Here is an 18,990-nt window from a genome sequence, read left to right as displayed (position 1 = left end):
CCAACTTGTAGCCCAGGCCCTGGTTGCGCCTTGTGGAAACAGCATAGAAGCGGCTTCGATAATCGTCTAATACAACTTAGTTCCGGTACGATAGACGCAGCTTATCGATCGGAAAACCGGAGACCGCCATGGACCTGAAGCAATTGCGCTATTTCGTGGCGGTCGCCGAAGAACTGCATTTCGGCCGCGCGGCCAAACGGCTGTTCATTTCGCAGCCCGCGCTCAGTTTCGATATTCGCAAGTTTGAGGAGCAGCTTGGCGTGCAACTGCTCGCGCGCACCAACAAAACGGTGGCGCTGACCAATGCCGGTCAGGTGCTGCTCGGCGAGGCGCGGCGGCTGTTATTGCAGGCGAGCGAGGCAGAACGCATTACGGTTCGCTCGGCGCATGGGCTCGCGGGCCGGCTCAGAATCGGCTTTGTGAATTCGATGCTGTACCGAGGCATGCCGCAGGCCGTGCGTCGATTCGAAGCCGATTACCCGGGCGTCGAAATCGTGCTGAAAGAGATGAACACGAGCGAACAGGTGCATGCAATCCAGCGGATGCAGATCGACATGGGCTGCGCGCATTGGGGCAATTTCCCGTCCGACGTGACTTCCACACCGGTATTTTCCGAGCCGTTTCTGATTTGCCTGCCGGCCGATCATCCGTTGGCGAAGCGGCGCAAAGTGGATTTGCAGGCGCTGGCGCAGGAACCGTTCATTCTGTTTCCGCGCACCGTGTCGCCGCATTATCACGATCTGATCATCGCGCAGTGCGTGAGCGCCGGGTTCAGCCCATTGATCCGCCATGAAGCGCGTTTGTGGCAGACGGTCGTGACGATGGTCGGGTTCGGCATGGGCGTCGCGCTGGTGCCGTACACGTTGCGGCAGATCGAGGACCCGCGCGTGTGTTTTCTGCCATTGAAGGGGGAGACATTGCTATCGCAAGTGCTGCTTTTGCGCAGAAGCGGCGACGCGGAGCCGGTCGCCGACCGCTTCGTCGACTATCTGCGCGACAGCGGCGACGGCGGCGGGCCGCGAAAAACGGCTCAGGCGCCCTCTTCGCGGCGTCCTTCGTAGGCGGTCAGAAGACGGTGGGCGATCATGTCCACGGCCGGTTTGACGAGCCCGTTCTTGTCGGTCCACACCTTCGGCGTCAAGGTGCCGCTCAGCGCGACGCTGTCCGCATCGCTCAGCGCGAGTAGCGCGGTTTGCACGTCGTCGTCGAACGCGATCACGTTGACGAAAATCGTGTCGCCGTCGTTGGTGGTCGCCCGTACCTTGCACGTCACGAAACGTCTACCGTTTTGCCCCGTGCGAATCTGCGCTTCGCCATACAAGCGCCCGCCCACCAGTCCATCGATCATTGCCCTGCTCCTGTTATTGCGTGCCCCGACGCGACTGACTTCGGGGCGTGCCGTGCAAAAAGCCGGATTGCCCAGCACGGTGCGTATGATCCCACGAGACGCCGCAACGCTCGCATAAAAGAACGCGCCGCACGCGAACCCTTCGCCACAAAAAGACCGCTCGCGCATTCACACGCCGACGCCCGACGCTTCGAAAATCTCGCGCAGCCACTGCGCGAACACCCGCACCCGCGACGACAACTGCCGGTTCTGCGGATACAGCACGGACACCGTCATCGGCGGCGGCGGGAAGTCCGCGAGAAGGATCCGCAAGCGCCCCGCTGCCAGTTCATCCGCCACGCGGTATCGCGGCACCTGCACGATGCCGAGTCCGGCAAGCGCCGAGCCCGTGTACAGTTCCACGCCGCTCACCGAGACCGCGGACGGCAGCACCATCGCCACCTCGCGACCGTCGACGCTGAACTCCAGCGGCACCGCCTTGCCGGTCGCGCTCGACACATAATTGACCGCCCGATGCGCGGACAACGCGTCCGGATCGGCCGGTTCGCCATAAGCCGCCAGATACGCGGGGCTCGCCACGGTCACCTGAGGCAGCAGCGCGACGCGCCGCCCGACCATCGACGAATCCTGCAGATTGCCGGCCCGCAGCACGCAATCGATCCCTTCTCGCACCAGATCGACGTAGCGATCGTCCTCGCCGATCATCAGTTCGATATCGGGAAAACGCGCGAGAAACGCGGGCAGCGCCGGCACGATGAAATAGCGTGCCAACGTGCCTTGCAGATTCACCCGCAGCAGCCCTTTCGGCGCGAGGTTCGAAAACGAGCCCTCGGCCTCCTCCATATCGGCGATCAGCCGCACGCAGCGGCCGTAATACGCTTCGCCGTCGGGCGTGAGCCGCACCGTGCGCGTGGTGCGCTCCAGCAGCCGCGCGCCGAGCCGCTGCTCCATGCGCTTCATCAGCGTGGTGACGGTGGCGCGCGGAATCTGCAGATCGTCCGCCGCGCGCGTGAAGCTTTGCCGCTCGGCGATCCGCACGAACACGCGCATTTCCTCGAAACGATCCATGCTGAACGCCCTTTGCAGGCGGTTTGCCGCCCATTATTAAAGCAAATGGAATGATGATGCCCAGTCTAGCCGGATTATCTCGACAGCGAAAGCGCTCATGATGTGTCTCATCCACTCTCCATCCAAAGGGAACGAATCATGAACAGCACTAAAAACGCTCGCGTCGCTATCGTCACCGGCGCCTCGCGCGGCATTGGCGCGGCGGTCGCGCAACGCCTCGCGAACGACGGTTTCGCGATCGTCGTCAACTACGCGTCGAGTTCAACCGAAGCCGACGCGCTCGTCGCCAAACTCTCGGCAGAAGGCGCCAAAGCCATCGCGGTAAAAGCCGACGTGTCGAATCCCGACGACGTACGCCGCCTGTTCGAGAGCACCGAACAGCAGTTGGGCAAAGTGGATCTGCTGGTCAACAACGCCGGCGTATTCAAGCCCATGCCGCTCGCCGACACCAGCGACGCCGTGTACGAACAGACCTTCGACATCAACGTGCGCGGCACCTTCAACACGTTGCGCGAAGCCGCCAAGCGAATGAACGACGGCGGCCGCATCGTCAATTTTTCGAGCACGGTGCTCGCGCTGAATCTGCCGGGCTACGCGATCTACACCGCGACCAAGGCGGCGGTCGAGGCGTTCACGCAGATCTTCGCGAAGGAACTGCGTGGCCGTCACATCACCGTCAACGCGGTCGCGCCGGGGCCGGTTGCGACGGCGCTGTTCTTCGAAGGCAAGAGCGACGAGCAGATCCAGACCTACGCGAAAATGCCGCCGCTGGAACGCCTCGGCGAGCCGGACGATATCGCAGGGGTGGTGTCGTTCCTCGCGGGTCCGGACGCAGGTTGGGTCAACGGTCAGACCTTGCGCGCCAACGGCGGATTGGCCTGATTGAAGCTGCCATGACGCAAGACACGGCGCGGAAATGAAATCGCCACGCGCGGCGGCTGAACGTGTAAGAACACGTTTGACCGCAGCGCGTGGCGAGGCAACGACGTTTCTACGTTTGGTAGCAAAAGACGCTTAAAGCGCCTTCGGATTACGCTCCGTGAACCCTTCCTGATGCCAGTACGGATAAGCGGGACGCACGGCGCTGGCCGCATCGAGCTTCGCCATCTGTTCGGGCGTCAGATTCCAGCCCACCGCGCCGAGGTTCTGCCGCAACTGTTCCTCGTTGCGCGCGCCGATCAGCACCGTCGACACCGTCGGCCGCTGCAACAGCCAGTTCAGCGCAATCTGCGGCACGGTCTTGCCGGTTTCGGCAGCGACCTCGTCGATCGCGTCGAGCACGCGGAACAGATACTCCTCCGGCACCGGCGGCCCCATGTCGGCGGTTTTATGCAAGCGGCTGGTTTCGGGCAGCGCCTGGCCGCGCTTGATCTTGCCGGTCAAACGCCCCCAGCCGAGCGGACTCCACACCACCGCACCGACGCCCTGATCGATGCCGAGCGGCATCAACTCCCACTCGTAATCGCGGCCCACCAGCGAGTAATACGCCTGATTCGCGACATAGCGCGGATAGCCGTAGCGGTCCGCGACATCCTGCGATTTCATCAGATGCCAGCCCGAAAAATTCGACACGCCCGTGTAGCGGATCTTGCCCGCACGCACCAGATCGTCGAGCGTGGACATCACTTCGGCGATCGGCGTTTTCGCGTCGAAACCGTGCAACTGGAACAGGTCGATGTAGTCGGTTTGCAGACGCTTGAGCGCGGCGTCGACCGCCTGAATCAGATGAAAACGCGACGAGCCGACGTTGTTCGGACTGTCGTCGAAACGGAAGGTCGCCTTGGTCGAGATGATCGCCTTGTCGCGCTTGCCCTTGAGCGCCTCGCCGAGCACCGACTCCGACGCGCCGTTCGAATAGATGTCGGCGGTATCGAACATGGTGACGCCCGCGTCGAAACAGATGTCGATCAGACGGCGCGCTTCCGCGACGTCGCTGGAGCCCCACGCTTCGAAGAACTCGCCCTTGCCGCCGAATGTGCCCGTACCGAAACTCAGTACCGGGACCTTGAAACCGGATGCACCCAGATGTCTGTATTCCATTGATGAATCTCCGTGGCCTAGCCGTCGATAAACGGAGGTTCAGTCTACGCGCGTCGGCAGAAACGCGTCGGCTGGCACGGCAGCTTCCGGCTAGGTTGTCAGCGTTGCCAGCGCGTTGCGCGCGGCATGGATCACGCTGTCCCAGTCGCCTAATGCAGGCTGCCGGAATAGCCGGGCGCGCGGATACCAGGGCGTGTCGGTGCGCTCCAGCATCCAGCGCCAGCAGGTGTCGAAGCGATTCAGAATCCACACCGGCCTGTCCATTGCGCCGGCCAGATGCGCGGTGGACGTGTCGACGGAAATCACCAGATCGAGGTTGGCGACGAGTGCCGCCGTGTCGGCGAAATCGTGGAGTGCTTCGGTGTAGTCGATGACCGTGTGACGGCCCGCATCGCTATCCACTAGCTGCATTGCCGCCGCGCCTTTTTGCAGGCTGAAGAACTGCACGTTCGGCAGGTCGAGCATCGGTGCGAGGCGCTCGAACGTGATCGAACGGCGCGCGTCGTTCTTGCGCAATTCCGCGACGTGCGGCCGGTTGCCGCCGGCCCAAACCAGACCGACTTTGAGTCGGCCGTTTGCGTGCTCGTTGAGACGCTCGCGCCATGGCTCGACCGCTTCGCGATCCGCGAACAGATACGGCGTTGCCGACGGAATGCTCGCGAGGTCGGTCTTGAAGGCGAGCGGCAAACTCAGCAACGGACAGTGGCAATCGAACGGCGGCAACGGCTGCCCGGCTTCGATCAACTGATCCACACCGTCGAGCGTCGTCATGAGCCGCATCAACTCGGCGGGCACTTCGAGCACGACCTTAGCGCCGAGTTTCGACACCAGCGCCACATAGCGGCAAAACTGCAGCGTATCGCCGAGACCCTGTTCGGCATGCAGCAGAATCGTTTTGCCTTCGATCGAAAAATCGCCGAGCCACAGCGGCTGCGCGAAGCTGCGCTTGCCGGCCTTGATCCGGTTGCGCTCCCAGCGCCATTCGTATTTGCGAAAGCCGGCTTCGAGCTGCCCCATTTGCAGCAGACACAGCGATTCATTCCAATGCGTTTCCGCCGCCGTGGGATTCACGGCCAGCGCACGCTCGTAACTGGCCAGGGCTTCCGCGTGCCGATCAAGGTCGATCTGCGTGAGGCCGAGGTTATTCCATGCATCGGTGAAAGCCGGCGCGAGTTCAAGCGCGCGCCGGTAGCTAAGCTCCGCGTCGTGCGGCTGGTTCAGATCGCTGAGCGCATTGCCGCGATTGCTCCATGCATCGGGATAGTTCGGCTGTAACTCCAGCGCGTGATCACAACTGGCGAGCGCATCCGCGGGACGGCCCAGATCGCGCAGCACGCACGCGCGATTGTTCCAGGCCTGCGCGAAAGCCGGCGTCAGCGCGATGGCGCGGTCGAAACTGCCGAGCGCATCGAGCGGCTGGTTCAGACCGGCTTGCGCGTTGCCGCGATTGTTCAACGCATCGGGGAATTTTGCTTGCAGGGCCAGCGCGCGATCCGCGCTCGCGAGGCCTTCGTCGAAACGCTGCAAGGCGTTTAACGCGTAAGCGAGATTCGAATGAATCGGCGCCTGTTTGGCGTTGACCGCCAGCGCCTTCTTCAGCAGATCGACGCCCTCTTCCAGACGGCCGGCTTGCAGCGCGAGTGCGCCCAGCAATTGCAGCGCGTCGAAATGACGAGGCTTGAGTTCGAGAATCTCGCGATAGAGTTCTTCGGCTTCGGCAAAGGCGCCGTTCTGTTGAAGCGCGACGGCTTGCCGAAGCATCGAGTCCAACTGTTGCGGCAGATTGGCAGGCTTGCCCATACGGTGAGCTTGAATTGAATGCGGGTGGAATCGTGAAAGCGCTGTCGAGGGCGATGGAGCGCGTTGATCGCGCACGCATCGCGTTCGAAAGAACGAAGCCGATTATCGCCGAAAAGACCGCATGCGAATGGCCGACTGCATACCGCGTGAGTTGCGTGAGCGGGATAGCCGTGCCGCCGCGTTCGCGGCAGGGCGGTCCCACAGCGTCATGTCGAGGCACGCCGCATCACGCATCACGCCGCAACGTGACGCGTGTGCCGCGTTTTACCGTGCCTGACGCGCGTTACTGCGTGCTGGTGGCCAGATGCTTGCGCTTGGCGAGATCCTGCGCCATGGCGTAGTGCGCCTGGATGGTCGGCAGCGCCTGCTTCGCGACCGCCTTCAACTGGTCGTCACGGCCCGACGCGATTTCCGCCTGGAACGCCGACAGCGCTTTCTGCTCGCCGACGAGCGCGACCTGTTCGATATAGGTCTTGTCGAAATCGGCGCCGCGCAGATTGTTGATGCTGGCCAGCACCGCTGCATCCGGATCGTTCTTCGGCACGTCGACACCGCGCGGGCTGGCCGCGCGCAGCGCATCGGAGATTTTCGCGTTATCGGTCGAGACGCGTTCGGCGAAGGCCTTGACGTCGCGATCCGTGGAGCGGGACGTCGCGATGCGTGCGGCGTCGCGTTGCGTCGCGACGACCTGGGTGCCGTCGGCGATGAACGCCTGGTCGGCGGCATGCAGACGGCTCGCATCGGCTGCCGCGGGCGCGGCGGTTTGCGCGTTGGCAACGTTGGCGACGAGCAGCAGGCTGGCCATGCAGGCACCGGTGATTGTTGCGAGAGGCAAGCGGATCATATGTTCTCCTTGAGGTGGAAGCGAAACGACAGCGATGCGTGTGCGCCCTGCGTCAATCTGCAACGCGCGACCGCGTTCCGACCTTGCAGTCAGCTTGCGGACCGCTGACGGCGCCACGCTTTTATTGCTGTGAATTCTAGGAGGCGCGTCGTACCCCATGTGATACGACGCTGTGGCTTCTGTAACCTTAGGTAACCTTCATATGAATGCCTTGACAGGCCTGTATTGCGGCCGCCTGCTTCGTGCCGCTGATAGTGCGTGGGTGTTAACCAGAACATACGTCAAGAATGCTGCTGAAACCGCGAGGAAACGCTGAATTTTCCGGCGATCGCGCCGATAACAGAAAGGTAGGGCGCGCGCCAGCGTCGAACGTAGCGATGCATGGCGTCACCACACGCACCGCAATTCTGGAGAGAGCCGATGGCCGTAGATCACCGCGCGAATGACGAACGCACCAACCTGACGAGTTCCAACAAGTTCGAGCTGTTGCTGTACCGGTTGGGTTCGGTTCCCGGCAGCGATCAGCATGAGCTTTACGGCATCAACGTATTCAAGGTACGTGAAATTTCGACAATGCCGCAGGTGACGCCGATTGCCGGATCGTCGCCGTATGTGATGGGCGCGGTGGATATTCGCGGGCAGATCATTCCGGTGATCGATCTGCCGAGATTGATGGGTTGCGAGCCAACGCGCGGTTTGAACATTTTGCTGGTGACCGAGTTCGCGCGCTCGACGCAAGCGTTTGCGGTTGAGGAAGTCGACGATATCGTGCGGCTGGAGTGGAATCAGGTGTTGTCCGCCGAGGGCGCGGCGGGTGGCAATCTGGTGACGAGCATTGCGCGGATCGACGGTAATACGGGGGATTCGCGGCTCGCGCAGGTGATCGACGTGGAGCAGGTGTTGCGGGACGTGTTTCCTTCGCAGCATCCGGCTGTCGATCCGGCGTCGGTGATGGGCGAGGCGTTGGGGATTCGGCGCGGGGCCAAGATTCTTGCCGCTGACGATTCGGGGTTTGCTCGTAAGTTGATCGAGCAGGCTTTGACTGCGATCGGAGCGGATTATGTGATGACCAAGACTGGGGAAGAGGCCTGGAATACCTTGCAGCAGGTGGCGCGGGATGCGCAGGTTAATGGTGGGCGGGCTAAGGATAGTATTGCGCTGGTGTTGACCGATCTGGAGATGCCGGAGATGGATGGGTTTATGTTGACCCGTCAGATCAAGGCCGATGAGCGGACTCGGGATATTCCCGTCATTATTCATTCTTCGCTTACCGGGGCGGCTAATGAGGCGCATGTGAAGAATGCTGGCGCTAATGGGTATGTGGCTAAGTTTGCTGCTGCGGAGTTGGCGGATGCTATTCGGAATGCGCTTGGGAAGGCACCTGTGGAGGTTGGGGCCTGAGCGGCGCTTTTTTGGTTTTTGGCCTTTCCTTGCGTTCCTGGTGGTGTATTAGCGTCGCCCCTGTGCGGGGCGGCACCTACTTCTCTTTGCCGCGGCAAAGAGAAGTAGGCAAGAGAAAGCCGCTCACACCGCTAATTCTTAAGTGGGTCCCCCGCACAGCCACGGTAGTGGCTCATCTGGAATCCGGGCTCTCGCACACTCCGCGCTCGTGACATAGCAGTCATTCTTCCGGCGGCGCTGCGCGCGCCCTCGGGGTTTCTCTCGCCATCTTTGGCTGGGCGCTTGATCAAGCGTCGTACGCCTCGTCCGTTTGGTGTCGCGGTGCTTTGCATTTCGCGCCTAGAATCGCGTGCGAATTCCCACTCCCGCAGTCTCGCCGGACGATAGGCCGGCGAAATGGTCGTATAGGTACACGGCGTAGAGATCCGTCCTCTTGGACAGCGGGTAGTCGTATCCCAGCGTTGCAGTCTGGCGGTTCTGGTTGAGGCCGCCGGAATCGCGTGAATACGCGTAAGACGCAAGAATTCTGCTTGTTCCAATCGGTATGCTCAGGCCACCCTCGAACATGTTGACGTGGAAGCCCCTGTTGATCACGTCGTCGTTCGTATAGGTATATTCGCCGTACAGCTTCGCAAACGAAAATTCATAAGATGCCGCAAGCTGCGTCGCGCTCTGGCTGTGGAAACCAGCCAGTAAGGAATTCAGGTCGCCTGCCGTCGAGTTGAAGTTCGCGTATTGATAGACGGCCCCGGCAGCAAATGGCCCGTTCCGATACGACGCCTGCACGGAATACTGCTTGCTGCCGTTCCCCGATCCACTATTGCCAAACGCGTACATCGCGTGGCCAGTCAATCCGTGCAGATCAGGCGTGGCGTACTGGATCGCATTGCTCCAGGCCGTTCCGCCCACGATTCCCTGATCCGTCCTGTACGACGGATAAGTGCCAAGGCCCGCATACATCTGCAGGATCGTCGGCGAAAATGTGAACGAGGCGTAAAACGGATTGAACTGGCATGCCTGCAAATACAACAGGCTGCTCTGGCGTCCCAGCGTGAAGGTGCCGGCAGGCATCGTGAGGCCAACATACGCGTTGCGTGAGAAGAACGGGTCGCCGTTGAACGAACCATATGCGCCGTTCTGCGGACGGAAAAAACCTTCGATAGCAAAAATCGTCCTGTAGCCGCCGCCCAGATCCTCCTGACCGCCAAAGCCCCAGAACGACGTGGACAAACCACCGCCGCCCTCCTGCCAGCTAGACGCCTTGCCAGGAGTTTTCTGGAGGCCAATCCACGTGTCGACGATTCCGTATAACTGCACGCTCGACTGTGCTTGTGCGTGAACACCTATCACCATAAGGGCGACGGTCGCGGCAATGTGGTTGATTCTCCTCAGCGTGGCAATGCGAGTGCATTTCATCAGCATGTTGTCGCCTCTTTCACTTTTCAAATGACGAGTGGATGCCGACGTCGTGATCGACGTCCGCAAACCAGGAGTAATGACGGGTATAACCGAGACTTAAGGCGAAATTCGAGGCGCGCAGGCAGGCCGCAGGTCGAACGCGGCAGCGTGGCGTCGGTCTGGCGCGGCACGCAAAACCGCAACGATTGCCCTCGACTCGCTAACAGGCAATCGTCCTGGGTTCGGATGCGCTGACGCTAATACGGCCGATGTTCCAGCGATCTTCGGTAATGCGACGCGATCGCCGTTTTGATTCTGTGGAATAGAAAGAAATAGAGCTTGATGTACTGCCCCACCAGAATGGCGTTCATGAACGTCCCTTCGCGGATGAATTTCGGTCCGCCAAGCAGCGCGAAACCGATCGCGGCACTGATCACCAGAAGCGTGCAGTCGAAGCTCGTCTTGATGTCCCCCCACTTCAATCCCGTGCGCCTGAAGAGCGTGTTGACGAACATGTCGATCGGCATGAGCACCAGATTCGCACGGATCATCAGAAACAAACCGAATGCGAGTAACGCATCGGCAAAAACCAGCAGGGAGAACTTTTCGAAATACGCCTGAAAGACGATCGACCGGGTCAACATCAGGTTCAGGTCAAGGCACGTCGCCAGCACGAAGGCCGGAATCAACGAGGCGAAGCTCTTCAGCCTGAAGTCTTTTCGCGCGACCAGATAAGTCAGCAGCAACATGAACAACTCGAGAATGAAGTTGTACGTTCCCTGGCTGAGCGGCTTGTACACGAGGGTCATCGTGCGGGTCAGGCTGCTTTGCGGCGAAATGCCGATGCCGGCCCTGATCGCCAGACTAATGCCCATGGTCAGTATGTAAATGCCAATCACGTAGGTGATCCAGCGCCGTTTCAGGCTACCGGTATCGATGACTTCAGCTTCCCTTGCATGGTGCGCCATGACTGTCCCTAGGTTGTCTTCCTGCTTTTGTGCGGTGCTGTTCGCGGCTTGTTTTTTGATCGGGCACCGCGCTATGGTGGGGTGTTTCCAGCGGCGCGCCGGAATGAACGCGCCGCTGCCATTCCCAACTCTGTCGGCCGGCAGCGCTCCAGCGTGCCCGCCGGCCGTCTCCTCCTACCTGGCTGGGGTTGGCGTCAAACCATGAAGCCGAAACGGTCCAGCGAGATGAACAAGGTCAACAGCTTGTTCACCACCGGCTCGCCCTCATTGCGGTTGCCCATCTCCTCCAGCGCGGCATCGATGGCGCGGGTCGCGGCGAGCAGTTCGGTCAGGCCCATGTTAGCCATGACACCGTAGATGTCCAGCGGCAGCACCGCCTTGACATCCTTGTTTTCGGTGACGATACAACCACCCGCATAGGTGTCGACCTGCCGGAGGCTGTGGCACATTTCCGCGCTGTCCTGCCCGACCGCGACGAAGTAGGCTTTAGGCGCCGGCCAGAATGTCGCCACCGCGCCGCGATCGATATAGACGCCTTTGAACAGACCGTTCACCACATGGCGCTTGCCGTTGGTATAGCGCTGCACGACCGAAATACGGTTGAGCTTGACGCCCCCTATTTCGGCGACGACTTTTCCATCGCGCAACGGCACCCACACTTCCTGATAGAACTTTTCGTGGCCGCGGCCATAGACGTCGAACAGGTAGACCTTCGCCTGCGTTCCATCCGCCGAGACTTCGAGCGGGACGAGGTCGAGCTGCTCCGGCGTCAGATCGCCGAGACCGGGCACCGGCTTTTTCACCATGCCGGAATAGTCGACATCGGCCTGCTTCAACAGTTGACGATCTTTGGCGACCAGTTCGCCGTCCTTGAAAACGAAACGCGGATTGATCCTGGAGAGGCTGTCCGTCAGCACGATATCGGCGAACCGGCCCGGCGTCAGCGAACCGAATTTGTTGTCCATCCGGAATGCACGCGCCGTGTAGAGCGTCGCCATCTTGATCGCCTTGATCGGATCGATGCCCATTTCGGCGCACAGCGAAACGATCCAGTCCATGTGACCTTGGGTCATCAGCCGGTCAACCGAGATATTGTCCGCACACAGTTGAAAATTCTCGGCAGGCCACTTGCGCTTGACGATGGCGCGCAACATGATCTTGATCACTTCGCTGCTGCCCACGCCGAATTTGATTTGCGTCTGCAGGCCGTAGCGGACGCTTTTCTCGATGTCGTCTTCCTTCCACACGTCGTGGTTGGCGAAGGCGCCGATCGCGGGCATGTAGTTCAGCATCATGTCCGAGAGCGTGGTCACGCCCCAGTGCGTGTTCATGAAACCACCCTTGGCACGCCCCAGGGCCGATTTGCGGAAATCGTCGTCATTGCCCACGCTATAGGTGAGGTGCGCGAGTTCGCCGAGGCCGATTACCGGGTCCATCTTCAGCAACGCGTCGGTGACTTCCACCGAAGTCTTCTTGCCGGGCGCGAACGCATACACCCGATACGGTAGGCGTTCGTGGTTCTTGAACAGTCGCTCGGTGGCCTGCACCGCTTCCGGGCCCGCCGCGCTCACAAAATCGAGGCACTCCGAAAAAATGGTGGTCGTGCCGCAAGGGACGATGGCTTCGGCAAAGGCGGCCGGATGGGCTAATTGCGCGTCGAAGTGAACGTGAGCGTCGATCAGCCCTGGAATGGCATAGAGGCCTTCACCGTCGAAGATCTGCCTTACCTTGATCGCCGCTTCATCGGGATTCAACGCGACGATGCGCTTGTCGTAAACAAGAATGGATCCTTGATAGACCGTCTCGCTGTGGACGTCGAGGATATTCACATTCTTCAGGAGAAGATCGGCCTCCTTTTTTCCGTTGAGAACTTCGAAGATCGCTCTCACCTGATCGTAATGGGCAGTCACTTCGCCACGTTGCCCGGATGCCGTGACGTTTCTCTCGCTGACTTCTTGATACATGGTCGTCTCACTTTCATCAATTGGTTTGAGCCTGCGTTTTGCCGCACCGCAACGAAGAAATCGCCGGCAAATATCCAGAACAAAAGTTGTGGAAAGTTGGGTCGAGCGCGTGCGGGATCGACCCTTTCAGATCCCTTCGCCAGGCGGCGCGACTGATGCAATTAGGACTGAATTGAGCGTTTCTAAAAAGAACCGTTTTTTGAGCGGAGTGTGCACTTTTCGAGTACGCTACGCCGACTACGGGGGTGGCCGACCATGCTTCATTCACGATTGCTGCGCTACATCGACGAGGTTGCGCGTTGCGGCTCCATCCGTGCGGCGGGTGAGAAGTTGCACATTGCTCCGTCCGCGATCAACAAGCATTTGCTGCTTCTTGAGGAGGAGATTGGCGAGCCGTTATTCGAGCGGCTGCCACGCGGATTACGGCCGACGCCGGCGGGCGAGATTTTGCTGGCTCACGTGCGCAGAACGATGCTGGAATACCGCCAGGTCGAGGCGGAGATACGCGACCTGAAGACGTTGCAGAAGGGCGAGGTGATCATTGCGACCGTCACGGGGCTGGCGAGCGGAATCGCCTCCACCGCGGCGGCGAGTTTTTGCGCGCAGCATCCGCACATCAAGATTTCGATCCGGGTGATGTTCGTGCGTGAAATTCTGGATGCGCTGGTGAGTGGCGAGGCCGATCTGGGACTGGGCTTCAACCTGCCGCCGTCGCCGCAACTGGAGCGTCTTTGGGAGATGGACACGCGCCTTGGCGCCGTGATTGCGCCGACGCATGCACTGGCGCGCATGGAGTCGATCCCGCTGGCTCACTGCACGTCGTATCCGTTGATTTTCGCTGATCGATCCATGCTGATCCACGGCATTGTTGCCGACACATTCGAGGAAGCCGGCCTCAGTGTCGAGCCGGCATTCAGAACGAATTCGATCGAGACGATGAAACGCCTTGCCGCCGCGAGCGAGGCGATTGCCTTCCTTAGCAAGTTCGACATAGCGGAGGAGTACCGCCAGGAGGTACTCACATACCGGCAGATCCGCGACCGCGTCTTCAGCAAGAACGTGCTGTCTCTTGTACGCCGCGAAAAGCACGGACACGGCCTGGCGAGCTTACTGCTCGCGGAAGAAATCGTGGGCGTCCTAGACTCAACAAGCACATAAAAAAACAGGGCAGAACAATCACGAGGGCGCGCGCAGCGCCGCCGGAAAAATGACTGCTGTGTCACGAACGCGGAGTGCGCGAGAACACAGATTCCAGATGCACCACTACCGCGACTGCGCGGGGGACCCGCTTAAGAATTAGCGGTGTGAGCGGCTTTCTCTTGCCTACTTCTCTTTGCCGCGGCAAAGAGAAGTAGGTGCCGCCCCGCACAGGGGCGACGCTAATAGACCACCATGACATCAAGGAAAGGCCAACACAATCCAACACAAAAAAGAGCCCTACCCCCCATCACGAACATGCCCGACCAGATAATCAATCAACACCCTCACCTTAGGCGGCAAAAACCGATTCGGCGGATACAGCAACCAAACCTCCCCGACATAAGCCCGAGCCTCAAGCCTCCAATCCGCCAACACCTGCACCAGCGCGCCGTTTATCAGCGCCTCCGCAGCAGCAAACTCCGGCACGCTAGCCACACCCAACCCTTGCTGCGCCGCTTCGATCCGCGCCCCTGCATGATTGGCAATGTAGCGCCCCTTCACCTCGACGCTCTGCGTCTCTGCTCCACGCCGAAAGCGCCACCGATTGTCGTCAGCGGTTTCGCCGAGATAGATGCAAGCATGCTTGAGCAGATCGCGCGGCATCACTGGCATCCCACGCTCCAGCAGATACTCCGGCGACGCCACCAGCAACCACCGCACCGCCCCCAACTTCCGTCCCGCAAAACTTTCCGGAGGATGCTCGGTCAAGCGGATCACCAGATCGACATCCTCCGCGAGCGGATCCACGTCGTGATCGGTAAACAGCAGTTGCAGATCCACCTCGGGATAAGCCCGCAGAAACCCCGCAATCAGCGGATGAATCACGCTCCTCGCAAACTGCGTCGGCGCGCTCAAGCTCACCTTCCCTTGCGGTCTACCGGCCAGTTGCCCGGCCGCATCGACCGCGCCCGATGCAGCGCTCACCATGTCGCGACAAAAACGCGCCACCTGGGCGCCCGATTCCGTGACGCGCACCGTACGCGTCGACCGTTCGAGCAGACGCGTCGCAAGCGCGTCCTCCAGCCGCTTGATCTGCCGGCTGACCGTCGACGGCGTGCTGCCCAACTGCCGCGCCGCCACCGAAAAATTGCCCGCATCGACAACCCGCGCAAACACCGCCATATCCGGCAGCAAGGCGAAAAGTTCGGTAGGCGTCATCGTGGCGGACTCGTCGGTGATAAATCGATTGATGCATTCGCGACATAAACGCTATGCACGGCGACCCGATTATCACCGCAGACGCAAAGCCGGACAATACGCACTTATCCGCCGGAGGTCCGTCATGTCGCAACACGAGCAACACGCCCAACAAGCCCAACAAAAGAGCCAGGAACGCCTGCTCCTGATCTCCGATCTCATGCTGCTCGCAGTCGCAGTGGTATGGGGCACCAGCTACGGCGTGGTCAAAAGCGCGCTGGTGTTCTACCCGGTGCTGGGTTTGCTCGCACTGCGCTTCGGCATCACCTTCGTGATCCTCTCGCCGTCGTTGCGCCATCTGCGCGCAGCCGACGCTCGCACACTGCGCGGCGTATCGATTGCGGGCCTGCTACTGCTCGGCATCTTTCTCTGCGAAACCTTCGGCATTCTGCTGACGCGCGCCGCCAACGCCGCGTTTCTGATCAGCTTGTGCGTGGTGCTGACGCCGCTCGTCGAATGGATGATGCTCAAGCGTCGGCCGAGCCGCGTCGAATGGATGGCGGTGGCGCTGTCTCTGCTGGGCGCATGGCTGCTGGCCGGCGACGGCGCGCTCAGCTTGAATCCGGGCGATGCGCTGATTCTGCTCGCCGCGCTGCTGCGTGCGTTGACGGTGTGCGTGACGAAGCGAGTCATGCGCGATTCGGCGTTGCCGCCTTTGACGGTGACCGCCGTTCAATCGGGCGTGGTGGCGTTCGGCAGCGCGGCGGCGGCATGGCTGTTCGCGCCGCAACAGTGGCAGGCGGCGCCGTCGCTGGCAGGACATCCGGCGTTCTGGGGTTACATCGCCTATCTGGTGCTGGCGTGCACGCTGTTCGCGTTCTTCGCGCAGAACTTCGCGATCAAGCGCAGCAGTCCGACCCGCGTGTCGCTGCTGATGGGTAGCGAACCGGCCTTCGGCGCGGTGTTCGCCTGCCTGTGGCTGGGTGAACGGATTTCGGTGAGCGCGTGGGTCGGCGGTGCGCTGATCGTCGCGGCATCCGTTCTGGCAACCGTGCGCTGGACCGCCTGGCGAGTGCGCACCGCGGACGCCTGAAACAGCGCCCGAGTGCGTCGTCTTCTGCAGCAGCGGGCTATCCCGCTCGCAGCTCGCAGCTCGCAGCTCAACGCGACGCTACGGCACCCCGTTCGCTGACCACCTCGCCACGCTGCAACACATACGCGATCCGCTCGCCCTGCCCGGTCAACAGGCCGATATCCTTGAGCGGATCGCCGTCCACCACCAGCAGATCGGCAATCGCGCCGGCCTTCACCGCGCCGAGCTTGCCGCTCAGATCGACGATCTCCGCCGCAATCGTGGTCGCCGACCGCAACGCCTCCAGATTGCCGAGCACGTCGGCGCGAATCCGCAATTCATCGCTCTGGAACGTGTGCATCTCGCCCAGCAGGTCCGAGCCGAAACCCATCGGCACACCGGCCTTCGCGTAGATCTGCAACGAGTCGCGGCCCGCTTGCCGCACGGTCTCGATCTTCGCGAGCGAATCGGCCGGCAAGCCGTAATCCGCGCCATGTTTAGCGAGCGCATCGTAAGTCACCAGCGTCGGCACGACGAACGCGCCATGCTCGCGCATCAGGTTCGCGGCGGCTTCGTCGACGAGATTGCCGTGCTCGATCGTGCGCACGCCGCAGCGAATCGTGCGCGAAATCGCCCGGCCGGTGTACGCGTGCGCCATCACGTAGGTATTGGCCGCGTGCGCTTCGGCGACGATCGCGCGGATCTCGTCCTCGGAATACTGCGTGTTGCCGATCGGGTCGGTCGGCGACGCAACGCCACCGGACGCCATGATCTTGATCTGCGTCGCGCCCTTCTGGATCTCTTCGCGCACGGCGAGCCGCACGGCATCCACACCGTCAACCACCCGTGCGATCGCGCCCGCACGGAACGCACACGAACACGGTTCGAGCGTGTCGCCGCGCGGCCGGAAATCGCCGTGGCCGCCGGTCTGCGACAGCGCCTTGCCCGACGGGAAAATCCGCGGCCCGGGAATCAGGCCGCTTTCCAGCGCCTGCGTCAAACCCCAATCCGCGCCGCCCGCATCGCGCACGCTGGTAAAGCCGCGGCCGAGCATCGCCTTCAGAATCGGCAGCGCGCGAATCGCGGTGAGGATATTCGGCTGCGCCGCGTTCACGCCGAGGTTCGCCCGCGAAGCGAGCACATGCACGTGACAATCGATCAACCCAGGCATCACCGTCTTGCCGCGCGCATCGATCACGCGTGCGTTGGGCAGATCCACCGGACGATCGGTGACTTCGACGATATGGCCGTTTTCGATCACGACATGATGATGCTCGAGCAACGCGCCCTGCGTCAGATCGAGTACGTTGCCGCCGCTGATTACCGTAATGCTCATTGCTGTCTTCCTGACTGACTTGACCGACTTGACTGGATAAAGGAATTCGCGCGACGCAGAATGGCCGCGCGCAGACTGACTCTGGCTGACTTAGGCTGGCTCAGGCGTCGCGGTGACGCGACTCGCGCACGAAGAACGTGCCGGTGAGGCTGATGGCCGCGGCGATCATCACGTAGATCGCGGGCGCCATATTGCTGCCGGTCGACGCGATCAGCCAAGTAATGAAGAACGGCGCGAAGCCGCCGAAAATCGTCACCGCGAAGTTATAGGCAACGGACAGTCCGGTAGAGAGCACCTTGGTCGGGAACAGCTCGGAGAACGCGGCGAGAATCGGCCCGGTGTACATCGCGATCAGCAGACCGAATACGCCCTGAAACACCATCAGCGAAGCGAGTCCCGGCGCGCGATTGATATAGGCGAACATCGGCCACGCGAGCAGCAGGATCGCGGCCGCAGCGCCGGACAGGAAGCGGCGGCGGCCAAAGCGATCCGCCAGTTTGCCGACCACCGGCGCGAAACACATGATCATGAAACCACCGAACATGCCCGCCGAGAACCCGGTGGATTGCGGCAGGTGCAAGGTGCGCACCGAATACGTCGGCATATAGAACAGCAGCACGTAGGTGCAAACGGTCCACAGAATCACCATCGAAAAACTCGCGAAGGTCTCGCGCGGAAATCGTTGCAGCACTTCGGCGAGCGGCGAATCGTTTTTGGCTTCGTCGGCGACCGCGCTGAAGGCGGGCGTTTCATCCATGCGGCTGCGAATGAAATAGCCGACCGGCCCGATCAGAATGCCGATCAGGAACGGCATTCTCCAGCCCCACGAATGCAGCGCGTCGGCGCTCAGGCTCGCGGTCACGAACGTGCCGACCGCCGCGCCCAGCAACACCGCAAAGCCGATGCTCGATTGAATCCAGCTCGAATAGAACGCGCGCTTTTCCACCGGCGCGTATTCGGTGAGAAAGGCCGTGGCGCTGCCCATCTCGCCACCCGCCGAAAAGCCTTGCAGCAAACGCGCGACCACGATCAGCACCGGCGCCCACAAACCGATCTGGTCGTAGGTCGGCGCGAGGCCGATTAGCGCGGTGCCGAGCGCCATCAGCAGAATGGTCAGCGACAGCGCCGCCTTTCGTCCGACTTTATCGGCGTAGACGCCCAGCACGATGCCGCCCACCGGACGCATGAAAAAGCCCACGCCGAAGGTGGCGACGGCGAGCAGCAGCGAACTCAGTTCGTTACCGGTCGGAAAAAACAGCTTGGCGATGATGACGGCGAAAAAACTATAGACGGTGAAGTCGAACCATTCGAGCCCATTGCCGAGCACGGTGGCGACAATGGCGCGGCGCCGCTGCCGCGCGAGCGTGTCGACGGACATCGTGGCGTTGGATACAAGCGTTCCTTGCATGGTCTC

Annotated in this window: 16 protein-coding genes; 5 read left to right on the top strand and 11 right to left on the bottom strand. The window is 61.3% G+C overall.

What is annotated here, in order from left to right; translation table 11 throughout:
• Positions 1–128: 128 nt before the first annotated feature.
• Positions 129–1,061, top strand: a complete 933-nt coding sequence (locus HWY05_RS06970) for a LysR family transcriptional regulator (RefSeq protein ID WP_176057877.1) — start codon at positions 129–131, stop codon at positions 1,059–1,061.
• On the opposite strand, the gene HWY05_RS06965 is transcribed toward HWY05_RS06970, so the two are convergent.
• Positions 1,031–1,348, bottom strand: coding sequence for a single-stranded DNA-binding protein (locus HWY05_RS06965; protein WP_035551458.1), 318 nt, complete (start codon positions 1,346–1,348; stop codon positions 1,031–1,033). The genes HWY05_RS06970 and HWY05_RS06965 overlap by 31 nt on opposite strands.
• A gap of 168 nt (positions 1,349–1,516) precedes the next feature.
• Positions 1,517–2,416, bottom strand: coding sequence for a LysR family transcriptional regulator (locus tag HWY05_RS06960; protein ID WP_176057876.1), 900 nt, complete (start codon positions 2,414–2,416; stop codon positions 1,517–1,519).
• A 138-nt stretch (positions 2,417–2,554) separates the two neighbouring features.
• Here HWY05_RS06960 and HWY05_RS06955 point away from each other — a divergent pair, with 138 nt between their 5' ends.
• Positions 2,555–3,298 carry an SDR family oxidoreductase gene (locus HWY05_RS06955; protein ID WP_035551463.1) on the top strand — a complete coding sequence of 248 codons (744 nt, stop codon included), beginning with the start codon at positions 2,555–2,557 and terminating at the stop codon, positions 3,296–3,298.
• Positions 3,299–3,430: 132 nt separating this feature from the next.
• Here the strand turns inward: HWY05_RS06955 and HWY05_RS06950 are convergent, their stop codons facing one another.
• The 3 genes from HWY05_RS06950 to HWY05_RS06940 form a co-directional block, all read right to left on the bottom strand.
• Positions 3,431–4,456: an aldo/keto reductase gene (locus HWY05_RS06950; protein ID WP_035551465.1), complete on the bottom strand. Its 1,026-nt coding sequence runs from the start codon at positions 4,454–4,456 to the stop codon at positions 3,431–3,433.
• 90 nt (positions 4,457–4,546) lie between these two features.
• Entirely contained in the window at positions 4,547–6,256 is a 1,710-nt protein-coding gene (locus HWY05_RS06945) for a tetratricopeptide repeat-containing glycosyltransferase family protein (RefSeq protein ID WP_176057875.1), read from the bottom strand.
• A 283-nt stretch (positions 6,257–6,539) separates the two neighbouring features.
• On the bottom strand, positions 6,540–7,100 hold the full coding sequence (locus tag HWY05_RS06940) for a DUF4142 domain-containing protein (RefSeq protein WP_035551469.1): 561 nt from the start codon (positions 7,098–7,100) through the stop codon (positions 6,540–6,542).
• Between the two features lie 420 nt (positions 7,101–7,520).
• On the opposite strand from HWY05_RS06940, the gene HWY05_RS06935 reads away from it, so the two are divergent.
• The gene (locus HWY05_RS06935; protein WP_176057874.1) at positions 7,521–8,501 is read left to right on the top strand and encodes a chemotaxis protein; all 981 of its coding nucleotides are present in this window, start codon (positions 7,521–7,523) and stop codon (positions 8,499–8,501) included.
• Positions 8,502–8,840: 339 nt separating this feature from the next.
• Here the strand turns inward: HWY05_RS06935 and HWY05_RS06930 are convergent, their stop codons facing one another.
• The 3 genes from HWY05_RS06930 to HWY05_RS06920 all read right to left on the bottom strand — a co-directional run bounded on the left by HWY05_RS06930 (position 8,841) and on the right by HWY05_RS06920 (position 12,831).
• On the bottom strand, positions 8,841–9,923 hold the full coding sequence (locus tag HWY05_RS06930; RefSeq protein ID WP_176057873.1) for a porin: 1,083 nt from the start codon (positions 9,921–9,923) through the stop codon (positions 8,841–8,843).
• 233 nt (positions 9,924–10,156) lie between these two features.
• Positions 10,157–10,867, bottom strand: coding sequence for a DUF6198 family protein (locus HWY05_RS06925; RefSeq protein WP_176057872.1), 711 nt, complete (start codon positions 10,865–10,867; stop codon positions 10,157–10,159).
• A gap of 194 nt (positions 10,868–11,061) precedes the next feature.
• Positions 11,062–12,831, bottom strand: coding sequence for an adenine deaminase C-terminal domain-containing protein (locus tag HWY05_RS06920; protein ID WP_176057871.1), 1,770 nt, complete (start codon positions 12,829–12,831; stop codon positions 11,062–11,064).
• Positions 12,832–13,101: 270 nt separating this feature from the next.
• On the opposite strand from HWY05_RS06920, the gene HWY05_RS06915 reads away from it, so the two are divergent.
• On the top strand, positions 13,102–13,989 hold the full coding sequence (locus HWY05_RS06915) for a LysR family transcriptional regulator (RefSeq protein ID WP_244146540.1): 888 nt from the start codon (positions 13,102–13,104) through the stop codon (positions 13,987–13,989).
• A gap of 279 nt (positions 13,990–14,268) precedes the next feature.
• On the opposite strand, the gene HWY05_RS06910 is transcribed toward HWY05_RS06915, so the two are convergent.
• Positions 14,269–15,189, bottom strand: coding sequence for a LysR family transcriptional regulator (locus HWY05_RS06910; protein ID WP_176057870.1), 921 nt, complete (start codon positions 15,187–15,189; stop codon positions 14,269–14,271).
• Between the two features lie 124 nt (positions 15,190–15,313).
• Between HWY05_RS06910 and HWY05_RS06905 the strand changes: the two genes are divergently transcribed.
• Positions 15,314–16,261: a DMT family transporter gene (locus HWY05_RS06905; RefSeq protein ID WP_176057869.1), complete on the top strand. Its 948-nt coding sequence runs from the start codon at positions 15,314–15,316 to the stop codon at positions 16,259–16,261.
• A 67-nt stretch (positions 16,262–16,328) separates the two neighbouring features.
• On the opposite strand, the gene HWY05_RS06900 is transcribed toward HWY05_RS06905, so the two are convergent.
• Both HWY05_RS06900 and HWY05_RS06895 read right to left on the bottom strand, forming a co-directional pair.
• Positions 16,329–17,576 carry an amidohydrolase family protein gene (locus HWY05_RS06900; protein WP_176057868.1) on the bottom strand — a complete coding sequence of 416 codons (1,248 nt, stop codon included), beginning with the start codon at positions 17,574–17,576 and terminating at the stop codon, positions 16,329–16,331.
• Between the two features lie 100 nt (positions 17,577–17,676).
• On the bottom strand, positions 17,677–18,984 hold the full coding sequence (locus tag HWY05_RS06895; protein ID WP_176057867.1) for an MFS transporter: 1,308 nt from the start codon (positions 18,982–18,984) through the stop codon (positions 17,677–17,679).
• Positions 18,985–18,990: the final 6 nt, after the last annotated feature.

Source organism: Paraburkholderia sp. BCC1876, from assembly GCF_902833695.1.
Classification (GTDB): domain Bacteria; phylum Pseudomonadota; class Gammaproteobacteria; order Burkholderiales; family Burkholderiaceae; genus Paraburkholderia.
Note: the sequence above shows the minus strand (reverse complement) of the source record. Positions and strands in the feature narration are given on the sequence as shown.